This window comes from Pantoea sp. E956-1 (assembly GCF_982223955.1).
Map to the genome: position 1 here is coordinate 77,156 of NZ_CEUYZP010000004.1, position 16,580 is coordinate 93,735.

General features: G+C 55.8%; 17 protein-coding genes. 6 read left to right on the forward strand and 11 right to left on the reverse strand.

All coding sequences use genetic code 11. From position 1 onward, the window contains the following. Positions 1 to 8: 8 nt before the first annotated feature. Positions 9 to 1,355 (reverse strand): enolase C-terminal domain-like protein, encoded by a 1,347-nt coding sequence (locus tag AC0T7J_RS12910; RefSeq protein WP_473794691.1) that lies wholly within the window; start codon positions 1,353 to 1,355, stop codon positions 9 to 11. Continuing rightward, on the reverse strand, positions 1,352 to 2,713 hold the full coding sequence (locus AC0T7J_RS12915; RefSeq protein ID WP_031594089.1) for an MFS transporter: 1,362 nt from the start codon (positions 2,711 to 2,713) through the stop codon (positions 1,352 to 1,354). Before AC0T7J_RS12915 ends, AC0T7J_RS12910 begins: the two co-directional genes overlap by 4 nt. A 574-nt stretch (positions 2,714 to 3,287) precedes the next feature. Here AC0T7J_RS12915 and garD point away from each other — a divergent pair. Then, a complete protein-coding gene (gene garD, locus AC0T7J_RS12920) occupies positions 3,288 to 4,847 on the forward strand; it encodes a galactarate dehydratase (protein WP_473794693.1) in 1,560 nt (519 codons plus the stop codon). 78 nt (positions 4,848 to 4,925) lie between these two features. Here garD and AC0T7J_RS12925 read toward each other — a convergent pair whose 3' ends face one another. The 4 genes from AC0T7J_RS12925 to syd form a co-directional block, all read right to left on the reverse strand. Next, positions 4,926 to 5,372: a flavodoxin gene (locus AC0T7J_RS12925; protein ID WP_473794695.1), complete on the reverse strand. Its 447-nt coding sequence runs from the start codon at positions 5,370 to 5,372 to the stop codon at positions 4,926 to 4,928. Positions 5,373 to 5,384: 12 nt separating this feature from the next. Further along, positions 5,385 to 6,164, reverse strand: coding sequence for a tRNA pseudouridine(65) synthase TruC (gene truC / locus AC0T7J_RS12930; protein ID WP_473794696.1), 780 nt, complete (start codon positions 6,162 to 6,164; stop codon positions 5,385 to 5,387). Further along, positions 6,164 to 6,493: a YqcC family protein gene (locus AC0T7J_RS12935; protein ID WP_022623807.1), complete on the reverse strand. Its 330-nt coding sequence runs from the start codon at positions 6,491 to 6,493 to the stop codon at positions 6,164 to 6,166. Before AC0T7J_RS12935 ends, truC begins: the two co-directional genes overlap by 1 nt. A 586-nt stretch (positions 6,494 to 7,079) precedes the next feature. Then, positions 7,080 to 7,628: a SecY-interacting protein gene (syd, locus tag AC0T7J_RS12940; RefSeq protein ID WP_473794699.1), complete on the reverse strand. Its 549-nt coding sequence runs from the start codon at positions 7,626 to 7,628 to the stop codon at positions 7,080 to 7,082. Positions 7,629 to 7,690: 62 nt separating this feature from the next. On the opposite strand from syd, the gene queF reads away from it, so the two are divergent. The 3 genes from queF to xni all read left to right on the forward strand — a co-directional run bounded on the left by queF (position 7,691) and on the right by xni (position 10,860). Further along, positions 7,691 to 8,536, forward strand: a complete 846-nt coding sequence (gene queF / locus AC0T7J_RS12945; RefSeq protein ID WP_473794701.1) for an NADPH-dependent 7-cyano-7-deazaguanine reductase QueF — start codon at positions 7,691 to 7,693, stop codon at positions 8,534 to 8,536. 169 nt (positions 8,537 to 8,705) lie between these two features. Further along, positions 8,706 to 10,070 carry a nucleotide 5'-monophosphate nucleosidase PpnN gene (ppnN, locus tag AC0T7J_RS12950; protein WP_010672144.1) on the forward strand — a complete coding sequence of 455 codons (1,365 nt, stop codon included), beginning with the start codon at positions 8,706 to 8,708 and terminating at the stop codon, positions 10,068 to 10,070. A gap of 34 nt (positions 10,071 to 10,104) precedes the next feature. Then, positions 10,105 to 10,860, forward strand: a complete 756-nt coding sequence (gene xni / locus AC0T7J_RS12955) for a flap endonuclease Xni (RefSeq protein ID WP_473794703.1) — start codon at positions 10,105 to 10,107, stop codon at positions 10,858 to 10,860. Positions 10,861 to 10,884: 24 nt separating this feature from the next. On the opposite strand, the gene rlmM is transcribed toward xni, so the two are convergent. The 4 genes from rlmM to AC0T7J_RS12975 all read right to left on the reverse strand — a co-directional run bounded on the left by rlmM (position 10,885) and on the right by AC0T7J_RS12975 (position 13,900). After that, a complete protein-coding gene (gene rlmM / locus AC0T7J_RS12960; protein ID WP_010248609.1) occupies positions 10,885 to 11,985 on the reverse strand; it encodes a 23S rRNA (cytidine(2498)-2'-O)-methyltransferase RlmM in 1,101 nt (366 codons plus the stop codon). Further along, positions 11,978 to 12,373 carry a DUF423 domain-containing protein gene (locus AC0T7J_RS12965; protein ID WP_010248611.1) on the reverse strand — a complete coding sequence of 132 codons (396 nt, stop codon included), beginning with the start codon at positions 12,371 to 12,373 and terminating at the stop codon, positions 11,978 to 11,980. The genes rlmM and AC0T7J_RS12965 overlap by 8 nt, the downstream gene beginning before the upstream one ends. 50 nt (positions 12,374 to 12,423) lie before the next feature. Next, positions 12,424 to 13,341 (reverse strand): transcriptional regulator GcvA, encoded by a 918-nt coding sequence (locus AC0T7J_RS12970; RefSeq protein ID WP_003854641.1) that lies wholly within the window; start codon positions 13,339 to 13,341, stop codon positions 12,424 to 12,426. 334 nt (positions 13,342 to 13,675) lie between these two features. Next, the gene (locus AC0T7J_RS12975) at positions 13,676 to 13,900 is read right to left on the reverse strand and encodes a YgdI/YgdR family lipoprotein (protein ID WP_010248613.1); all 225 of its coding nucleotides are present in this window, start codon (positions 13,898 to 13,900) and stop codon (positions 13,676 to 13,678) included. Positions 13,901 to 14,109: 209 nt separating this feature from the next. On the opposite strand from AC0T7J_RS12975, the gene csdA reads away from it, so the two are divergent. Continuing rightward, positions 14,110 to 15,318 (forward strand): cysteine desulfurase CsdA, encoded by a 1,209-nt coding sequence (gene csdA, locus AC0T7J_RS12980; protein ID WP_473794707.1) that lies wholly within the window; start codon positions 14,110 to 14,112, stop codon positions 15,316 to 15,318. Between the two features lie 2 nt (positions 15,319 to 15,320). Then, the gene (csdE, locus tag AC0T7J_RS12985) at positions 15,321 to 15,776 is read left to right on the forward strand and encodes a cysteine desulfurase sulfur acceptor subunit CsdE (RefSeq protein ID WP_473794709.1); all 456 of its coding nucleotides are present in this window, start codon (positions 15,321 to 15,323) and stop codon (positions 15,774 to 15,776) included. Here the strand turns inward: csdE and tcdA are convergent. Beyond that, positions 15,755 to 16,567, reverse strand: coding sequence for a tRNA cyclic N6-threonylcarbamoyladenosine(37) synthase TcdA (gene tcdA, locus AC0T7J_RS12990; protein ID WP_473794710.1), 813 nt, complete (start codon positions 16,565 to 16,567; stop codon positions 15,755 to 15,757). The two genes, csdE and tcdA, sit on opposite strands and share 22 nt — an antisense overlap. Positions 16,568 to 16,580: the final 13 nt, after the last annotated feature.

Sequence of the window (16,580 nt, forward strand, 5' to 3'; positions counted from 1 at the left end):
CCTGCTCCTTATGCTGTTGCACGGCCAAATGCCGGGCGTTTGCGATCAAATGTCCAGCCGGGGACCAGATATTGCATCGCCGTGGCGTCGTTTCGCGCACCGGCGGGCAGTGACTGATAAAGCTGATTGGCTTTGTTTACCTGCTCCCAGTCGAGCTCAATGCCCAGACCCGGCGCGTCCGGCACGGCAATTTTCCCGTTGCGAATTTGCAGCGGATTTTTCGTCAGGCGCTGATCGCCCTCCTGCCAGATCCAGTGGGTATCAATCGCGGTAGGATTGCCTGGCGCCGCCGCACCCACATGGGTGAACATCGCCAGCGAAATATCGAAGTGGTTGTTGGAGTGACAGCCCCAGGTGAGGCCCCACTCATCGCAGAGTTGCGCGACCCGCACGGCGCCGCTCAGCGTCCAGAAGTGAGGATCCGCCAGCGGAATATCAACGGCATTGAGCATGACTGCGTGATTCATCTCGCGCCAGTTGGTGGCGATCATATTGGTGGCCACCGGTAAGCCGGTTGCGCGCCGGAACTCGGCCATCACTTCACGTCCCGAATAGCCCTGCTCCGCGCCGCACGGATCTTCGGCGTAGCTCAGCACATCCTGCATCCCTTTACACAGCGCTATCGCCTCGTCCAGCAGCCAGGCGCCGTTCGGGTCGACCGTAATGCGGGCGTCGGGAAAGCGCTGCTTCAGCGCCACCGCGGTGGCAATCTCCTGCTCGCCCGGCAACACGCCGCCTTTGAGCTTAAAATCTTTGAAGCCATATTTATCCGCTGCCGCCTCAGCCAGCCGCACCACGGCATCGCTGGTCAGCGCTTCCTGATGACGCAGGTGATACCAGTCGTGGCTGGCCTGCTCACCACTCAGATAGGGCAGATCGGTCTTGCGGCGGTCGCCGAGATAGAACAGATAGCCCAGCACCGTCACTTCATCACGCTGTTTACCTGGCCCCAGCAGTTCAGCCACCGGTACGCCCAGACACTGTCCCAGCAGATCGAGCAGCGCCGCTTCCAGCGCAGCTACCGCGTTGACCCGCAGCTCAAAGGTCCAGGCACCGTTGCCGAAGGTGGTGAAGTCAGCCGACTGATTGCCTTTATGCACCTGCTGCACCAGACGGTTCATTCGCGCAATCTGCTGACCTTTCACCTGCGGAATCGCCTCAACCAGCGTCTGATAGATGGTGTCGCCGCCGGGGGCTTCACCGACGCCGGTGTGACCGGTGCTGTCGGTGAGAACCACAATATTGCGGGTAAAGCAGGCGTTGTGTGCACCACCAATATTGAGCAGCATGCTGTCATAACCGGCGACAGGGATAACCTGCATCTCAGTAATCACCGGGGAGCTTTGCGTATTCATAATGCATCCTTACCGGGCCAGGTTTTTAGTTCGACACGTTTGATATCGCCCGCTATCACCAGGAAGCTGAATGCGGCGACAAAGGCATGAATACCGACATAGATCAGCGCGCCTTCAAAGGAGCCGCTGGTGGCGATGATGTAACCGATGGCGATAGGCGTCACGATGCCAGAGAAGTTACCGAACATGTTGAACAGACCGCCGCTCAGGCCACTGATCTCTTTCGGCGCCGTATCTGCCATCACTGCCCAGCCCAGCGCACCGATGCCTTTACCAAAGAACGCCAATGCCATGAAGAACACCACTACCCATTCGGTATCGGTGTAGTTACACATCACCATCGAAATGGAGAGCAGCATACCGAGCACGATCGGTGTTTTACGGGCGATATTCAGCGAGCCGGTTTTACGCATCAGCCAGTCAGAGATTACCCCACCCAGTACGCCGCCCAGGAAGCCGCACACGGCCGGAATCGAGGCAATAAAGCCCGCTTTGAGAATCGACATGCCGCGCGCCTGCACCAGATAGACCGGGAACCAGGTGATAAAGAAGTAGGTTAAGGCGTTAACGCAGTATTGACCGAGATAGATACCCAGCATCATGCGTGACGTCAGCAGCTGTTTGATCTGGAACCACTTCTCGTTCCAGCTCACTTTGCGGCTATCCTTTTTGACATCCATGTTGATCAGCGCACCGCCCTGCTCCATGTACTCCAGTTCGGCTTTATTGACGCCAGGATGATCGGTGGGATCGTGGATCACTTTCAGCCAGATGAAACTGAGGATGATGCCCAGGCCGCCCATGAACCAGAACACGTGCGCCCAGCCCACGGAAGAGACCAGCCAGCCCATGATGGGCGCGAAGATGACGGTGGCGAAGTATTGTGCCGAGTTGAAGATCGCCACGGCCGTGCCGCGCTCCTGCGCCGGAAACCAGGCCGCGACAATGCGGCTGTTGCCAGGGAAAGAGGGCGCTTCGGCCAGTCCTACCAGGAAACGCAGAATAAACAGCGACATGATGATGCCGAAGCCGCTGAACAGATCGACAAACCCTTGCAGGAAGGTAAACAGCGACCAGGTAAAGATGCTCCAGAAATAGACGCGTTTTGAGCCGAAGCGGTCAAGCAACCAGCCGCCCGGAATCTGACCAATAACATACGCCCATGAGAAGGCAGAGAAGATATAGCCGAGTCCGACCGAATCGAGGCCAATATCTTTTGACATCGCCGAACCGGCAATCGAAATGGTTGCGCGGTCACCGTAGTTGAATGAGGTGACGATAAATAACATCACCACAATCCAGTAACGGGCATTGGTGCGTTTCTGCACCGTTTCCGCGGTCTGGCTGAAACTATTCATGATGCACTCCTGAAATATAGCGTGAGCTACATTCGCTCTGACTGCATACACATCGCGTTGGGTATCAGAGAGAAGTTGGGTTAAACACGGCGATCTTTTTGTTTTGGCAAACTTTATTTATCCATCCGGCGTCTGGCAGCCGCGGCCAGTACTATGTCCAGGCAACCTCTTTCGGATGAATAATACGTCGTGACAGATAACCTGACTTTGGCTAACGGAACTCAGTATAAGAACAGCCTGTGAGGATCACATTGGCGTATCGCCCTGGAATAATCGCACTATTGAAGTGATTGTCTGGCGGATGCACAAAACCCTGCGGTATAGCTCACGAAAGTGGCAAATACCCGTGCAAAATCAGCCCCGGGTAACGCTTTCCCCCGCTGTTTGTGAGGGTCTTCGCTTGCTTTTGGATAATCGACCCAAAACAGCGAGACGAATTACCTTAATGGTGGTCATTTGCACAATGCGCGACCCGCCCCACCTCCCTATACTGAAGCTGGCAAACAAGGGCGTGACAGGTCAGATCATTACAGCGTGCCGCACAAGTACGGTACGACAGACAGGAAGGTGAGCGATGAACCCAAAAACAGATGAACAACCGCTCTATATCAAAGTCCATGAGCACGACAATGTGGCGATTGTGGTTAACAGCCTGGGTCTGCCAGCCGGCACGCAGTTTGCGGATGGCCTGACCCTCACTGAGCATGTGCCCCAGGGCCACAAAGTGGCGCTGAGCGCAATTAATCAGGGTGCTGAGATCGTGCGTTATGGCGAAGTCATCGGCTATGCATTGCGGGATATTGCCCAGGGCAGCTGGATTGATGAGTCACTGGTCGCGCTGCCGGAAGCCCCTCCGCTGGAGAGTCTGCCGTTAGCCACTCAGGTTCCACCTGAATTGCCGCCGCTGGAGGGCTATACCTTTGAAGGTTACCGCAATGCGGATGGCAGCGTAGGCACGCGTAACCTGCTCGGCATCACCACCAGCGTCCACTGCGTGGCCGGTGTGGTGGATCATGTCGTACAGATCATTGAACGGGAGTTACTGCCGCGCTATCCGAACGTGGATGGTGTGGTTGCCCTGAACCACCTATATGGCTGTGGTGTGGCGATCAACGCACCCGCGGCGGTCGTGCCGATTCGCACCATTCATAATCTGGCGCTGAATGCGAATTTCGGCGGCGAAGTGATGATCGTCAGCCTCGGCTGTGAAAAGTTACAGCCGGAGCGTCTGCTGACTGGCACCCCTGACGTGCAGGCGATTTCGCTGGACGATCATGACATCGTGCGTCTGCAGGATGAAAAGCTGGTGGGCTTTGGCGCGATGGTCAATGAGATTCTGCAGGTGGCGGAGCGTCATCTCCAGCGGCTGAATCAGCGCCAGCGCGAAACCTGCTCCGCAGCAGAGCTGATTGTCGGCATGCAGTGTGGTGGCAGCGATGCGTTTTCGGGCGTGACGGCAAATCCGGCAGTGGGCTTCGCCTCTGATCTGCTGGTGCGTTGCGGTGCCACCGTGATGTTCTCGGAAGTCACTGAAGTGCGTGATGCGATTCACCTGCTGACGCCGCGGGTGATTAATCAGGAAGTCGGTAAGCGCTTACTGGAGGAGATGGCCTGGTATGACAATTACCTCGATCAGGGCCAGACCGATCGTAGCGCTAACCCGTCGCCGGGCAATAAAAAAGGCGGACTGGCGAACGTGGTGGAAAAAGCGCTTGGATCGATCGCAAAATCGGGACGCAGTGCCATCGTTGAAGTGCTCTCTCCCGGCCAGCGGCCCACGCGACGTGGATTGATCTACGCGGCGACGCCCGCCAGCGATTTTGTCTGTGGTACGCAGCAGCTGGCATCCGGTATCACCCTGCAGGTATTTACTACTGGTCGCGGTACGCCTTACGGTCTGGCCGCGATACCGGTGATCAAGATGGCGACACGTAATGCGCTGGCAGAACGCTGGCACGATCTGATGGACATCAATGCCGGGACGATTGCTACCGGTGAAGAGAGTATTGAGCAGGTGGGCTGGCGACTGTTTGAGTTGATTCTGGATATCGCCAGTGGCAGAAAGCAGACCTGGTCCGATCGCTGGGGCATTCGCAATCAGCTGGCGGTGTTTAACCCGGCGCCTGTCACCTGATATTGCACTCAACTGACATCGCCGTGCGCACTACACAGGTTTATCTCTGTTAAGGCAGAGATAAACCTGGCGTGGCAATCAGAGCTGCGCGCCCCAGGCTTCAACCCACGGCGAGGTAATCGCCTCCGGTTCCGGATTTTCAGTGGCATCAACCAGTAACACCTCACCGACCCGCTGAGCGCCCTGCTCCTGCAGCAGCGCGTCAAAGGTTTTACCTGCGCCACAAAAATGGTCATAGCTGCTGTCACCCAGCGCAATCACGCCATAGCGCAGCGCGGGCTGATGACCGAGCTGATTTTTAATCGCATGGAACAGACCTGAGATCGTGTCGGGAAAATCGCCATGCCCGGTAGTAGAAGTGACAATTAACGCCACGTCGCTGGCATAGTTTTGCCAGTCAGCCAGGGTGGGATCGTCAAACACCGTTACGCTGTGCCCCTGCTGCTGCAGAATGGGCTCTGCTTCTTCCGCGACCAGTAGCGCATTGCCATATACCGTACCTACAAAAATGCCAATCTTTGCCATCTGCTTTCTCCCTTATTCTGAAACGTTATCCTGTCCTGGCGCTGCGCCAAACTCAACCCGCGGCACCTCAGGAATGCGATCCTGCCAGCCAAACTGGTTCATCAGGTTCTGCCAGACGCCATCCAGCCCGGCACGAACTAGCAACGGTTCACCCGTAACCGGATGGGTCAATGCCAGGCGGCTGGCGTGCAGCATCAGGCGGTTAGCGCCAAAATGTTCGGCAGCACCCCGGTTCTGACGCAGATCGCCGTGCGCCGAATCGCCAATAATCGGATGACGCAGGTGTGACATATGACGACGCAGCTGATGCTTGCGACCGGTTTTAGGGGCCAGTTCAACCAGGCTATAACGCGAAGTAGGATAACGGCCAATGCCGACCGGCATCTCGACCGTTGCCAGTGACTGATAATCGGTGACTGCGGGCTGTGCGGTGCGCGCTTCCGTGGCGTGTTTATCGGCAATTTTATCCAGCTCTTCCACCAGCGGATAATCGAGCGTCCCGCTGCTCTCCAGCCAGCCGCGAACCACCGCGTGGTAGGTTTTCTGCATCTGGTGCTGTTCAAACTGCAGCGAAAGCAGACGTCCGACCTCACTGGAGAGCCCCATCAGCAGTACCCCTGATGTGGGCTTGTCGAGACGATGCGCCGTAAACACATGCTGTCCAATCTGATCACGAACGGTCTGCATCACAAACACCGTCTCATGGCGATCCAGCCAGCTGCGATGAACCAGCCAGCCGCTGGGCTTGTTGACGGCAACCAGCCACTCATCCTGATAGAGTATCTCCAGCATCAGTGGGCAGCATCCGTGATTAACGCATCAAGTTGACGCAGGGTCAGTAACAGCGGCGCAATACCCGGCTGGTCAGGCACCAGAGCCACCTCATAATAGGGGGCCACGGCAAAATTTTGTGGTAACGGATGCCGGGCCGCAATCAGGGCATGCATCCGCGGAACTAACACCCACTGGAGCCACTGCAGCGGCTCCAGCGTATCCAGGCAAAAGGGTTCACGGCTCTCGAGCGCCCCCTCGGCTGGCGGGGTACTCTGCCAGAGATGGTGCTCACGCATCACCGCTTCCAGTTGTTCCAGCCGTTGCGTAATTAGTTGTTCAGGCGTCATGCGCCACCTCCGCGAGCAGTCAAAAATGGGCGGCAAGCATATCACTTGTTGGCACAGGCACAAAAAAAGGGAGCACTGTATAAACAGTGCTCCCGGTTCGTTTGCAGCCATCCCGCCACGTTAATGCTCCCTGCTCTTCCATGACAACTTGTCCAGTGCGAACTCCTGTCGCGCATCGTCCTGATGTATCCTTAGCATCCTGGCCCACCACCTCTTCTGAGGGGTTCTCATTCTCCATCCTGGAGGTGTCCCTTGCTCAGTCCTGAGCGATCCTGTTTCGTCCTGAAACCGTCCGTGTGCCGTAAGCTCCGTTACGTTCCTGCCTCATGGCTTATCATCATCCTGACGATATCTTTTTCCTGAGCATCCTGCAGTGCGAAACATTTTGACAGAACTCGTTACGCGCACAAGGTACTCACAACGGAACTTTACGAAATGTGCGGCACTTCTTCAGATAAACGCTATTAAGTTGATGATTCACAATATTTTTACATCATGGCCTTCCGGATGTCTCACCTGTTATATGGCGATCTCTCACAGCACATGTAAGAGATGTCTCACAAGATCAGGAGCAAATCACTGCAACTCAGAGGATAACCGGTTGTAATAACTTAAGAAATATCTCAAGCGTTTCCGCTAATACCAGACGCTTTTTACCCCCGGGCTGTTCCAGAATTACTTCGCCGCTGAGATTAGAAAGCGAGATGATCTCCTGTTCTGACTCGGTAGTGGCGATAAACAGCGTAGGCGACTGTTTAAGGCGGCGCTGCATCACCAGATGCCCAATCAGATTCTCCTGTAACCGCAGGAAATCATCCTCACTCCAGACCTGTAAGAGTGTCAGCTGATTCTCACCAAAACTGGCCTGCATATCCCCGGCAAACTGCGTGGTATAGAAATCCGTGATCTGCGGCTGGAGCTGGATGTCGATCGCCCGCTCAACCGCATCCAGCGTCTGTGGCAGAGTAAAAGGCTGCGGCTGCCAGACGACCCGCTGATCGCGATCCTCCAGGGCACAGGGCGAAGGTACGCCAAAGAGATCGCTGCTGGCCGGCGCATGCCCGGCCTGCTGAAGCCAGTGCTGGCAGTATCGGGTGGTAAAGTCGCGCAACGCGGCGGCAGTTTGCTGCATCATTCATATTCTCACTTCTGATGGGTTACACTTAGCCACTTTGATTAATTTTGGTGGTAACCGCAATGACTAGTCACGAACAGGATCAGGCACTCAGCAACCTGACGCTGGGCAAACCCACAGCCTATCACGATCATTATGACAACAGCTTACTGCAGGCGGTGCCGCGCAGCCTGAATCGTGAACCCCTTGGCCTGTTTCCCGACAGTCTGCCCTTTACCGGCAGTGATATCTGGACCCTGTATGAACTGTCGTGGCTCAACAGCAAAGGTCTGCCACAGGTTGCCGTGGGCGAAGTGGTGCTCGATGCGCAGAGCCGCAACCTTATCGAGTCAAAAAGCTTCAAGCTCTACCTTAACAGTTTCAACCAGACCCGATTTGCCGACTGGGGCGAGGTTCGTCAGACGCTGGAGCGGGACCTGAGTGCCTGTGCTGAAGGTGAAGCGCGGGTCGCGCTGTTCCGTCTCAATGAAGTGGAAGGTCAGCCCATCGGCCATTTTGAGGGGTGTTGTATTGATGAGCAGGATATCGCCATAGAGGATTATCGCTTCAATGCTGACTATCTGGCCGATGCTGCAGGCAGCGAAATCGTTGAAGAGACGCTGGTCAGCCACCTGCTCAAGTCAAACTGTCTGATTACCAATCAGCCCGACTGGGGCTCCGTGATGATTCGTTATAAAGGCCCGCGTATCGACCGTGAAGCCCTGCTGCGCTATCTGGTCTCATTCCGCCAGCACAACGAATTTCACGAACAGTGTGTCGAACGCATTTTTAATGATGTGATGCGTTTCTGCCATCCGGAAGCGCTGACGGTCTATGCACGCTACACCCGTCGCGGCGGGCTGGATATCAATCCATGGCGCACCAATGTGCCCTTCTCGCCCGGTTTTTCGCGGCTGGCCCGTCAGTAGTTTGCGAGACTTCTCGCAGGCTGCATGCACTACGCGCAGTTCCGCTTGAGCTGTACGGGCCGACAAGGCTACTCTGGTGATGGCGGCTACCTGCGGGTTGCCGACCAGGGATTTTCGTCACTGCCGTTGCAGTGCCAACACGCACCCAGGCGGGTGTAAAGGAGTTCATTTGATTACCCATATCAGCCCTCTTGGCTCGATGGATCTGCTTTCACAGCTGGAAGTCGATATGCTCAAGCGCACAGCCAGCAGCGACCTCTACCAGCTGTTTCGCAACTGTTCTCTTGCCGTGCTTAACTCCGGCAGCCAGACTGACAGCAGCCAGGAGCTGCTCTCCCGCTTTGAAAATTTCGATATCAATGTGTTGCGCCGTGAGCGCGGCGTCAAACTGGAGCTGATCAATCCACCGGAAGAGGCGTTTGTGGATGGACGCATCATCCGTTCACTGCAGGCTAACCTGTTTGCGGTGCTGCGTGACATCCTGTTTGTCAGCGGTCAGCTCAACATGCCGGGTCGGTTCACTGCGGCTGAAGAAAATGACTCCGCCACTATCACCAACACCGTGTTTTCCATTCTGCGTAACGCGCGGGCGCTGCACATCGGCGAGTATCCCAACACCGTGGTCTGCTGGGGCGGTCACTCGATTAACGCCGTTGAGTACCAGTATTGTCGCAATGTCGGCACGCAGCTTGGACTGCGTGAACTGAACATCTGTACCGGCTGCGGGCCGGGCGTGATGGAAGCGCCAATGAAAGGGGCCGCCGTAGGCCATGCTCAGCAGCGCTATCGTGACAGCCGTTTTATCGGCCTGACCGAACCCTCCATCATTGCGGCTGAACCGCCGAATCCGCTGGTGAATGAGTTGATCATCATGCCGGACATCGAAAAACGTCTGGAAGCGTTTGTGCGCATCGCCCATGGCATCATCATTTTCCCGGGCGGCGTAGGGACCGCAGAAGAGTTGCTCTATCTGCTGGGTATCCTGATGAATCCGCAGAACAGCGATCAGGTATTACCGCTGATCCTGACCGGGCCGGAAGAGAGCGCCGACTACTTCCGCGTGCTGGATGATTTCATCGTTAACACGCTGGGTGAACAGGCGCGTAAGCATTATCAGATCATCATCAACGATGCGGCCGAAGTGGCGCGTCTGATGAAGAAAGCGATGCCGCAGGTGAAAGAGAATCGTCGCGAAACCGGCGATGCTTACAGCTTTAACTGGTCGATTCGCATTGAACCTGATCTGCAGGTGCCGTTCCTGCCAACCCATGAAAACATGGCGAACCTCAATCTCTACACCAATCAGCCACCCGAAAAACTGGCTGCTGACCTGCGCCGCGCCTTCTCAGGCATCGTAGCCGGTAACGTCAAAGAGATGGGCATCCGCGAAATTCGTGAGAAAGGACGCTACAAACTGCATGGCGACCCCGACATCATGCACCGCATGGATGAGCTGCTACAGGGATTCGTTGCTCAGCAACGCATGAAACTGCCCGGCACCGCCTATATTCCCTGCTACGAAATTATCAAATAAACCAGGAGGCAGTCCCCGGGCTGCCCATACTCTCATGGCTCTTCATCTTGTTATTGTTGACGCGTTGAATCTGATTCGCCGTCTGCATGCGGTACAGGGCTCACCCTGTGTCGAAGGTTGCGTGGCCGCGCTGCGTCAGATACTGGGTCACGCCCGTCCAACCCACGCTGTGGCAGTATTTGATGGCGAAGCGCGTCATCAGGGCTGGCGTCATCAGTTGCTACCCGACTACAAAAGCGGTCGCCCGCCGATGCCAGACGATTTACAGGCAGAGATGCCGGCGTTACAGGAGGCCTTTCGCGCCGCAGGCGTAAGCTGCTGGATAGCGGGCGAGGATGAGGCGGACGATTTAGCGGCGACGCTGGCGGTGAAAATGGCTCAGGCCGGACATCAGGCCACCATTGTTTCAACCGACAAAGGCTACTGTCAGTTGCTGGCACCTGAGATCCGCATCCGCGATTACTTCCAGAAACGCTGGCTTGACTTGCCCTTTATCGAGGCAGAATTTGGCGTGGCACCACAGCGGTTACCCGACTATTGGGGCTTGTGTGGCATCAGCAGCAGTAAAATACCGGGCATCACCGGCATCGGCCCGAAAAGCGCGAAACAGCTGCTGACAGAGTTTCACACGCTTGAAGGGATCTATCAGCAACTGGATCAGGTGCCCGCCAGATGGCGGGAGAAGCTCACTGAGGGTCAGCAGATGGCAGAGATCAGCCGTCAGGTCGCGACACTGAAGCGGGATCTGGTGTTACAAGGAAATCTGAATACGCTGCGTTATACCGGCTGAGTGCTTTTGCACTCAGCCCGGCGATTAACGTTCGTCGCGACGGCCACCGGCAGCTGCCCAGATTCGGCGCACATGTACCGTCACCTCTTCGCGATCATGATAAAGCTGGCGGGCGCGAATCTGTACGTTAATGCCATTATCATCAAATCGTTCCTGCATCATGGCCAGATTCTGCGTCACCTCTTCATAGCGCTTTTTCATGGGCAACTTAAGGTTGAAGATCGCTTCACGGCACCAGCCGTTAACCAGCCAGTCGGTCATCAGGTTAGCCACGCGCACCGGCTTCTCCACCATGTCACACACCAGCCAGCTGATGTTGGTGCGTGGCGGACGGAATTTAAAGCCATCTGCTTTCTCGTGCATCACCTGGCCCGTATCCATCAGGCTCGGCGCCATCGGCCCATTGTCCACCGCATACACCATCATGCTGCGCTGAACCAGCTGATAAGTCCAGCCGCCCGGACAGGCACCGAGATCCACCGCGTACATGCCGCTGGCTAAACGCTCATCCCACTCATCCGCAGGGATAAAGACGTGAAACGCCTCCTCCAGCTTAAGGGTGGAACGGCTTGGCGCATCGGAGGGGAACTTAAGGCGTGGAATACCCATGTAAAACGGCGAGCTGTTTTCCCGGATGGAGTAGCCGACGTAGCAGGTGCCTGGCGCGATGAAAAACACATGCACGACCGGACGTTTCGGGCTCTCATAATTCAACAGGATCTTGCTTTCACGCAGTGCCGAGCGCAGCGGCACGGTGAACTTGCGGCAGAACTTAGTCAGCTCTTTAGCTTCGTTGGTGTCAGGCACTTCAACACGCAGTTCGCCGCCCTTTTCCACTACGCCGGTCAGCATGCCGACAATCGGGGTAATGCGATCTTCCTGCGGCAGGTCACGCAGCATTTCACCGACGACCAGCATCTGACGGGCAAAAATCAGCTCGTCAAACGGCAACTCACGCGCCAGCCGCTCAGCATCTTCAAACTGATAGCACTCAAACAGCACGTAGCCGGAGTCATCTTTAACCCGAGGAAAGCCGTAGATTTCACGTTCAGCCGCTTTGGCGCTGATTTCCGCCGCACACTCTTTTTCAAAACCGGGACGGCAATAGAGTAAAACTTTATTCATGGCGTTCTGCCTTTCGTTTAAGACGCAGCGCGCCAATCAACATCAATACCCAACCCGCGAGGAAACAGACCCCGCCCACGGGTGTGATAAAAACCCAAAACTTCAGATGTGACAGCGCCAGACAATAGAGGCTGCCACTAAACAGCACGGTGCCGAGCGCCATCAGCGCACTGCTCCAGTAAAACCAGATATTGGCACGGCGTAACATCGCAGCACCCAGCCCCATCACCGCTAAGGTGTGATAAGCCTGATATTCCAGCCCGGTATGAATCCAGGCCATTTCAGCCGCACCAAGCGACTGACTCAAAACGTGGGCACCAAATGCGCCAAAAGCCACCAGCAGAAATCCGCTGATAGCCGAAAAAACAAACATAGCACGACTGGACATTAACCGATCCTCGGGGTCCTTTTGCATCTGAATGCAAATAAATCAAAACGTTATTGTTGATAGCGAAAGCGGAATTTTTCTTGTTCGGTTGCAGCTTTTTCCAGGATCCACTGTCGGAAGGCGGCTATTTTACCCAGTTCTGCCTGACTGTCATGACAAACCAGATAAAAAGCGTTTTTACTGACTAATACATCATTAAACGGGCAGATTAATCGCCCGGCTTCTATTTCGCTCTGCGCCATGACGTTATTCGCCAGCGCCACGCCCTGACCATGAATCGCCGCCTGCAATACCATGGCACTGTGGCTGAAGATTGGCCCCTGCTGCACATTGATATGCTGCAGACCCAGCTGCCGGATATAAGATTGCCAGTCCCGGCGGGAGGCATCATGCAGCAGGGTAAAACGCGACAGATCCATCGGCGTTTTCAGCGGATTATCCCCGGTCATCAGCGAAGGTGAACAGACCGGCAGCAGATATTCGGCATAGAGTTTTTCAACCCGCAGCCCGGGCCAGTTACCCCGGCCGTAAAAAATCGCCACGTCGACATCGTCGGCCAGTTTCTCTTCATCGCGGTCAACCGCCTGGATACGCACGTCGATTCCCGGATAAGCCATATTAAAGCTGGAGAGGCGGGGAACCAGCCACTGAATAGCAAAACTCGGCAGTAAACTGACGGTCAGCGCCCCCTTGGCACTGCGCGCCTGCAGTTTGCGGGTCGCTTCATTGATCGCCGAGAAAATCTCTTTGATGTCGAGATAGTAGCTTTGTCCTTCTTCAGTCAGTAATAGCGAACGATTCCTCCGGCGAAATAGCTTTAACCCCAGAAAATCTTCCAGAGATTTAATCTGATGGCTTACAGCAGCCTGGGTGACAAACAGCTCTTCTGCGGCTTTGGTAAAGCTTAAATGGCGCGCAGCTGCATCAAAAACACGCAGTGCGTTGAGAGGAGGAAGGCGTTTCGACATGGTTTTCCGTATCCGGATCGGCAAAAAATACGCTGGCTTATACAAAGCGTTTACGTATTAGAATTTTTAATCCGAGGCATTATAATTTGTCCGTTGAGGAACCTCCAGCAAATACCTATAGTTGCCGCACTTCCTGAGCCGGAACGAAAAGTTTTTAGATTTGTGAGTGAGTTCGCAGATTTTCTGAAAGCTTTTGGCTTGTGGTCGTGATGTTGTGTTTGCAATTTTTGATCCGACGATTGCGGATCGAACTCTTAATTCCTGTAGATTTACCCTGTCTGTCCATAGTGATTTTTAAATAGCACCGCAAATTGCGGTGCTTTTTTTTTGCTGCTTAGTTGCCAGACTCTACCATCTCTTTCACATCAGAGCGGTTGATTTGCTGCTCGTTGCCATTCGCATCTTTATAGCTGATCATGCCGGTATCGTTATCGACTTTAGGCTTGCCGGCAGCCACAATGGTGCGACCATCATTGGTATGCATCACGTAATTGCTTGAACAGGCACTCAGGGTAAAAGCCAGGGTACACACGGCCAGTACTGCGGTTAATTTTTTCATCTGCTATCTCCTTGTAGATTGATTGCATCAAACCACCCGCGTTACGCTAACCAGAGGCAGCCGATAAGTGAGATCGACTAGTAAACGTGCGATCGTTATGCGGGTTTGGTTCAAACCTTGCAATATTCAGCATAACGCGCTTTTCCAGCTTTGCCAGACGCAGACCATTCTTTCAGTGTGGTCCTAATTTTTCTTATCATGGACCAGGCATGACCGCATTTAATCCCACCGCATTTCGCCAGCAGTTTCCCGCACTCGCCGATGCAGGCGTTTATCTCGACAGCGCAGCGACCACGCTGAAGCCGCAGGCTGTCATAGACAGCACGCAGCAGTTTTACAGCCTCAGCGCGGGTACAGTTCATCGCAGCCAGTTTGCCGCCGCCCAGGCGTTAACCCATCGCTATGAGCAGGCCCGCAACCAGGTTGCCCGCTGGCTCAATGCCGCTGACGATCGTGAGATTGTCTGGACGCGCGGCACCACCGAAGCGATAAACCTGGTAGCAAACAGCTGGCTGCGCCCGCGCTTACAACCCGGTGATGAAATTGTGGTCAGCGAGGCTGAACACCACGCCAACCTGGTGCCCTGGCTGATGGCTGCACAGGCGTGTGGTGCCCGCGTCGTAAAATGGCCGTTGGGAGCGGATCGCCTGCCGGATATCTGCCTGCTGCCCGCCCTGCTCAACAGCCGTACCCGCCTGCTGGCGGTCGGTCAGATGTCGAACATCACCGGCGGGTGTCCCGCGCTCGCTCAGGCGATCCCGCTGGCTCACGCCGTGGGCGCGAAAGTCATGGTCGATGGCGCACAGGGCGTGGTGCATTGCCCGCCTGACGTACAGGCACTGGATATCGACTTTTACGCCTTTTCCGGACATAAGATTTACGGCCCGATGGGCATTGGCGCGTTATATGGCAAAGCGGAACTGCTGGAGGCAATGGAGCCCTGGCAGGGCGGCGGTAAAATGATATCGGATGTCGATTTCAGCGGATTCACGCCGCAGCCGGTGCCGTGGCGTTTTGAGGCTGGCACCCCGAATGTGGCAGGCGTAGTGGGCTTGAGTGCAGCACTGAGCTGGCTGGCGCAGTACGATCTGCCTGAAGCGGAGCGCTGGAGCCAGCAGCTTGCGACGCTGGCGGAAGAGCAACTGGCGGAATTGCCCGGTTTCCGCAGCTTCCGCTGCTCAAATGCCAGCCTGCTGGCATTTGAATTCGCTGGCCTGCATCACAACGATCTGGTGACGCTGCTGGCTGAGCAGGGAATCGCCCTGCGCGCTGGCCAGCACTGCGCGCAGCCGTTGCTGGCGGCGCTGGGCGTCAGCGGCACGCTGCGGGCCTCTTTTGCACCCTATAATAATCTGCAGGATGTTGATGCGCTGGTGCGCACCATGAAGAGCGCCATCTCGCTGTTATCGGAGTTTTGATTATGCATTCATCGCTGTTAGCGCCACACCCGTTTGGCGAACAGATTACCGTTGCCATCCTGAAAGAGAGCTTTGGCCGCTTTCATCAATGGGAAGATCGTTATCGTCAGCTGATCCAGCTGAGCCGCCAGTTGCCTGCCTTACCCGGTGAACTGAAAACAGCGGAAATTGAACTGAGCGGTTGTGAAAATCGGGTCTGGCTGGGCAGCCAGTTATGCGAGGATGGCACGCTGCATTTCTATGGTGACAGTGAAGGACGTATTGTGCGCGGTCTGCTGGCCGTGCTGCTGACCGCCGTTGAGGGCCAGACGCCGCAACAGCTGCTGGCAATGGATCCCTTAAAACTGTTTGATGAACTGGGTCTGCGCGCCCAGCTCAGTGCCTCCCGCAGCAGCGGCCTGCAGGCGCTGGCCGCTGCAGTGGAGCACGCCGCGCGTCAGGCGCTGACGGCGTCCTGACGCGCAGCACGCGCCAGAAATTTCTTCAGCGCATGCGAGACGGCAACAAAGCCGAAGGTGGCGGTCACCATGGTGGCCGCGCCAAAGCCGGATGTGCAATCCATTCTCTTCGGCCCCTCCGCCGTGCTGCGTGAAGCACAGACGCTGCCATCAGCCTGCGGATAGACCAGCGCTTCGGTAGAAAAAACGCAGTCGATGCCGAGCTTGCCCTTGCTGTTTTTCACCACGCCCAGGCTTTTCAGTCGTTCGCGCAGCTTCGCCGCCAGCGGATCCTGGATGGTTTTCGCCAGATCGGCGATCTGGATCTGAGTGGGATCGATCTGCCCACCCGCGCCACCGGTGGTGATCAGCGGGATCTTATTCCGGCGACCCCAGGCGATCAGCGCCGCTTTCGGTCGCACGCTGTCGATAGCGTCGATCACATAGTCGAAGCCGGCTGCCATCAGTTCGGCGGTGTTTTCTGGCGTAATAAAGTCATCAATGCAGATCACTTCGCAGTCAGGATTAATCGCACGCAGCCGTTCTGCCATCACGTCCGTTTTGGCTTTGCCCACGTTGCCCTGCAGCGCATGAAGCTGTCGGTTGGTATTGGTAATACAGACATCATCCATATCAATCAGGGTGATTTTACCAATCCCGGTGCGCACCAGCGCTTCCGCCGCCCAGGATCCGACACCGCCAATACCGATGACGCAGAAGTGTGCGTCAGCAAAACGTTGCAGCGCATCCTGGCCATAGAGACGCGCTGTGCCGCCAAAGCGCTGATGCCAGGCGTCATTTAACACTTTCATAGTTGAACCTGTT

Coding starts and splice junctions, on each gene's coding strand:
- AC0T7J_RS12910 (WP_473794691.1), bottom strand. CDS start 1,355: ATGAATACGCAAAGCTCCCCGGTGATTACTGAGATGCAGGTTATCCCT.
- AC0T7J_RS12915 (WP_031594089.1), bottom strand. CDS start 2,713: ATGAATAGTTTCAGCCAGACCGCGGAAACGGTGCAGAAACGCACCAAT.
- garD (WP_473794693.1), top strand. CDS start 3,288: ATGAACCCAAAAACAGATGAACAACCGCTCTATATCAAAGTCCATGAG.
- AC0T7J_RS12925 (WP_473794695.1), bottom strand. CDS start 5,372: ATGGCAAAGATTGGCATTTTTGTAGGTACGGTATATGGCAATGCGCTA.
- truC (WP_473794696.1), bottom strand. CDS start 6,164: ATGCTGGAGATACTCTATCAGGATGAGTGGCTGGTTGCCGTCAACAAG.
- AC0T7J_RS12935 (WP_022623807.1), bottom strand. CDS start 6,493: ATGACGCCTGAACAACTAATTACGCAACGGCTGGAACAACTGGAAGCG.
- syd (WP_473794699.1), bottom strand. CDS start 7,628: ATGATGCAGCAAACTGCCGCCGCGTTGCGCGACTTTACCACCCGATAC.
- queF (WP_473794701.1), top strand. CDS start 7,691: ATGACTAGTCACGAACAGGATCAGGCACTCAGCAACCTGACGCTGGGC.
- xni (WP_473794703.1), top strand. CDS start 10,105: ATGGCTCTTCATCTTGTTATTGTTGACGCGTTGAATCTGATTCGCCGT.
- rlmM (WP_010248609.1), bottom strand. CDS start 11,985: ATGAATAAAGTTTTACTCTATTGCCGTCCCGGTTTTGAAAAAGAGTGT.
- AC0T7J_RS12965 (WP_010248611.1), bottom strand. CDS start 12,373: ATGTCCAGTCGTGCTATGTTTGTTTTTTCGGCTATCAGCGGATTTCTG.
- AC0T7J_RS12970 (WP_003854641.1), bottom strand. CDS start 13,341: ATGTCGAAACGCCTTCCTCCTCTCAACGCACTGCGTGTTTTTGATGCA.
- AC0T7J_RS12975 (WP_010248613.1), bottom strand. CDS start 13,900: ATGAAAAAATTAACCGCAGTACTGGCCGTGTGTACCCTGGCTTTTACC.
- csdA (WP_473794707.1), top strand. CDS start 14,110: ATGACCGCATTTAATCCCACCGCATTTCGCCAGCAGTTTCCCGCACTC.
- csdE (WP_473794709.1), top strand. CDS start 15,321: ATGCATTCATCGCTGTTAGCGCCACACCCGTTTGGCGAACAGATTACC.
- tcdA (WP_473794710.1), bottom strand. CDS start 16,567: ATGAAAGTGTTAAATGACGCCTGGCATCAGCGCTTTGGCGGCACAGCG.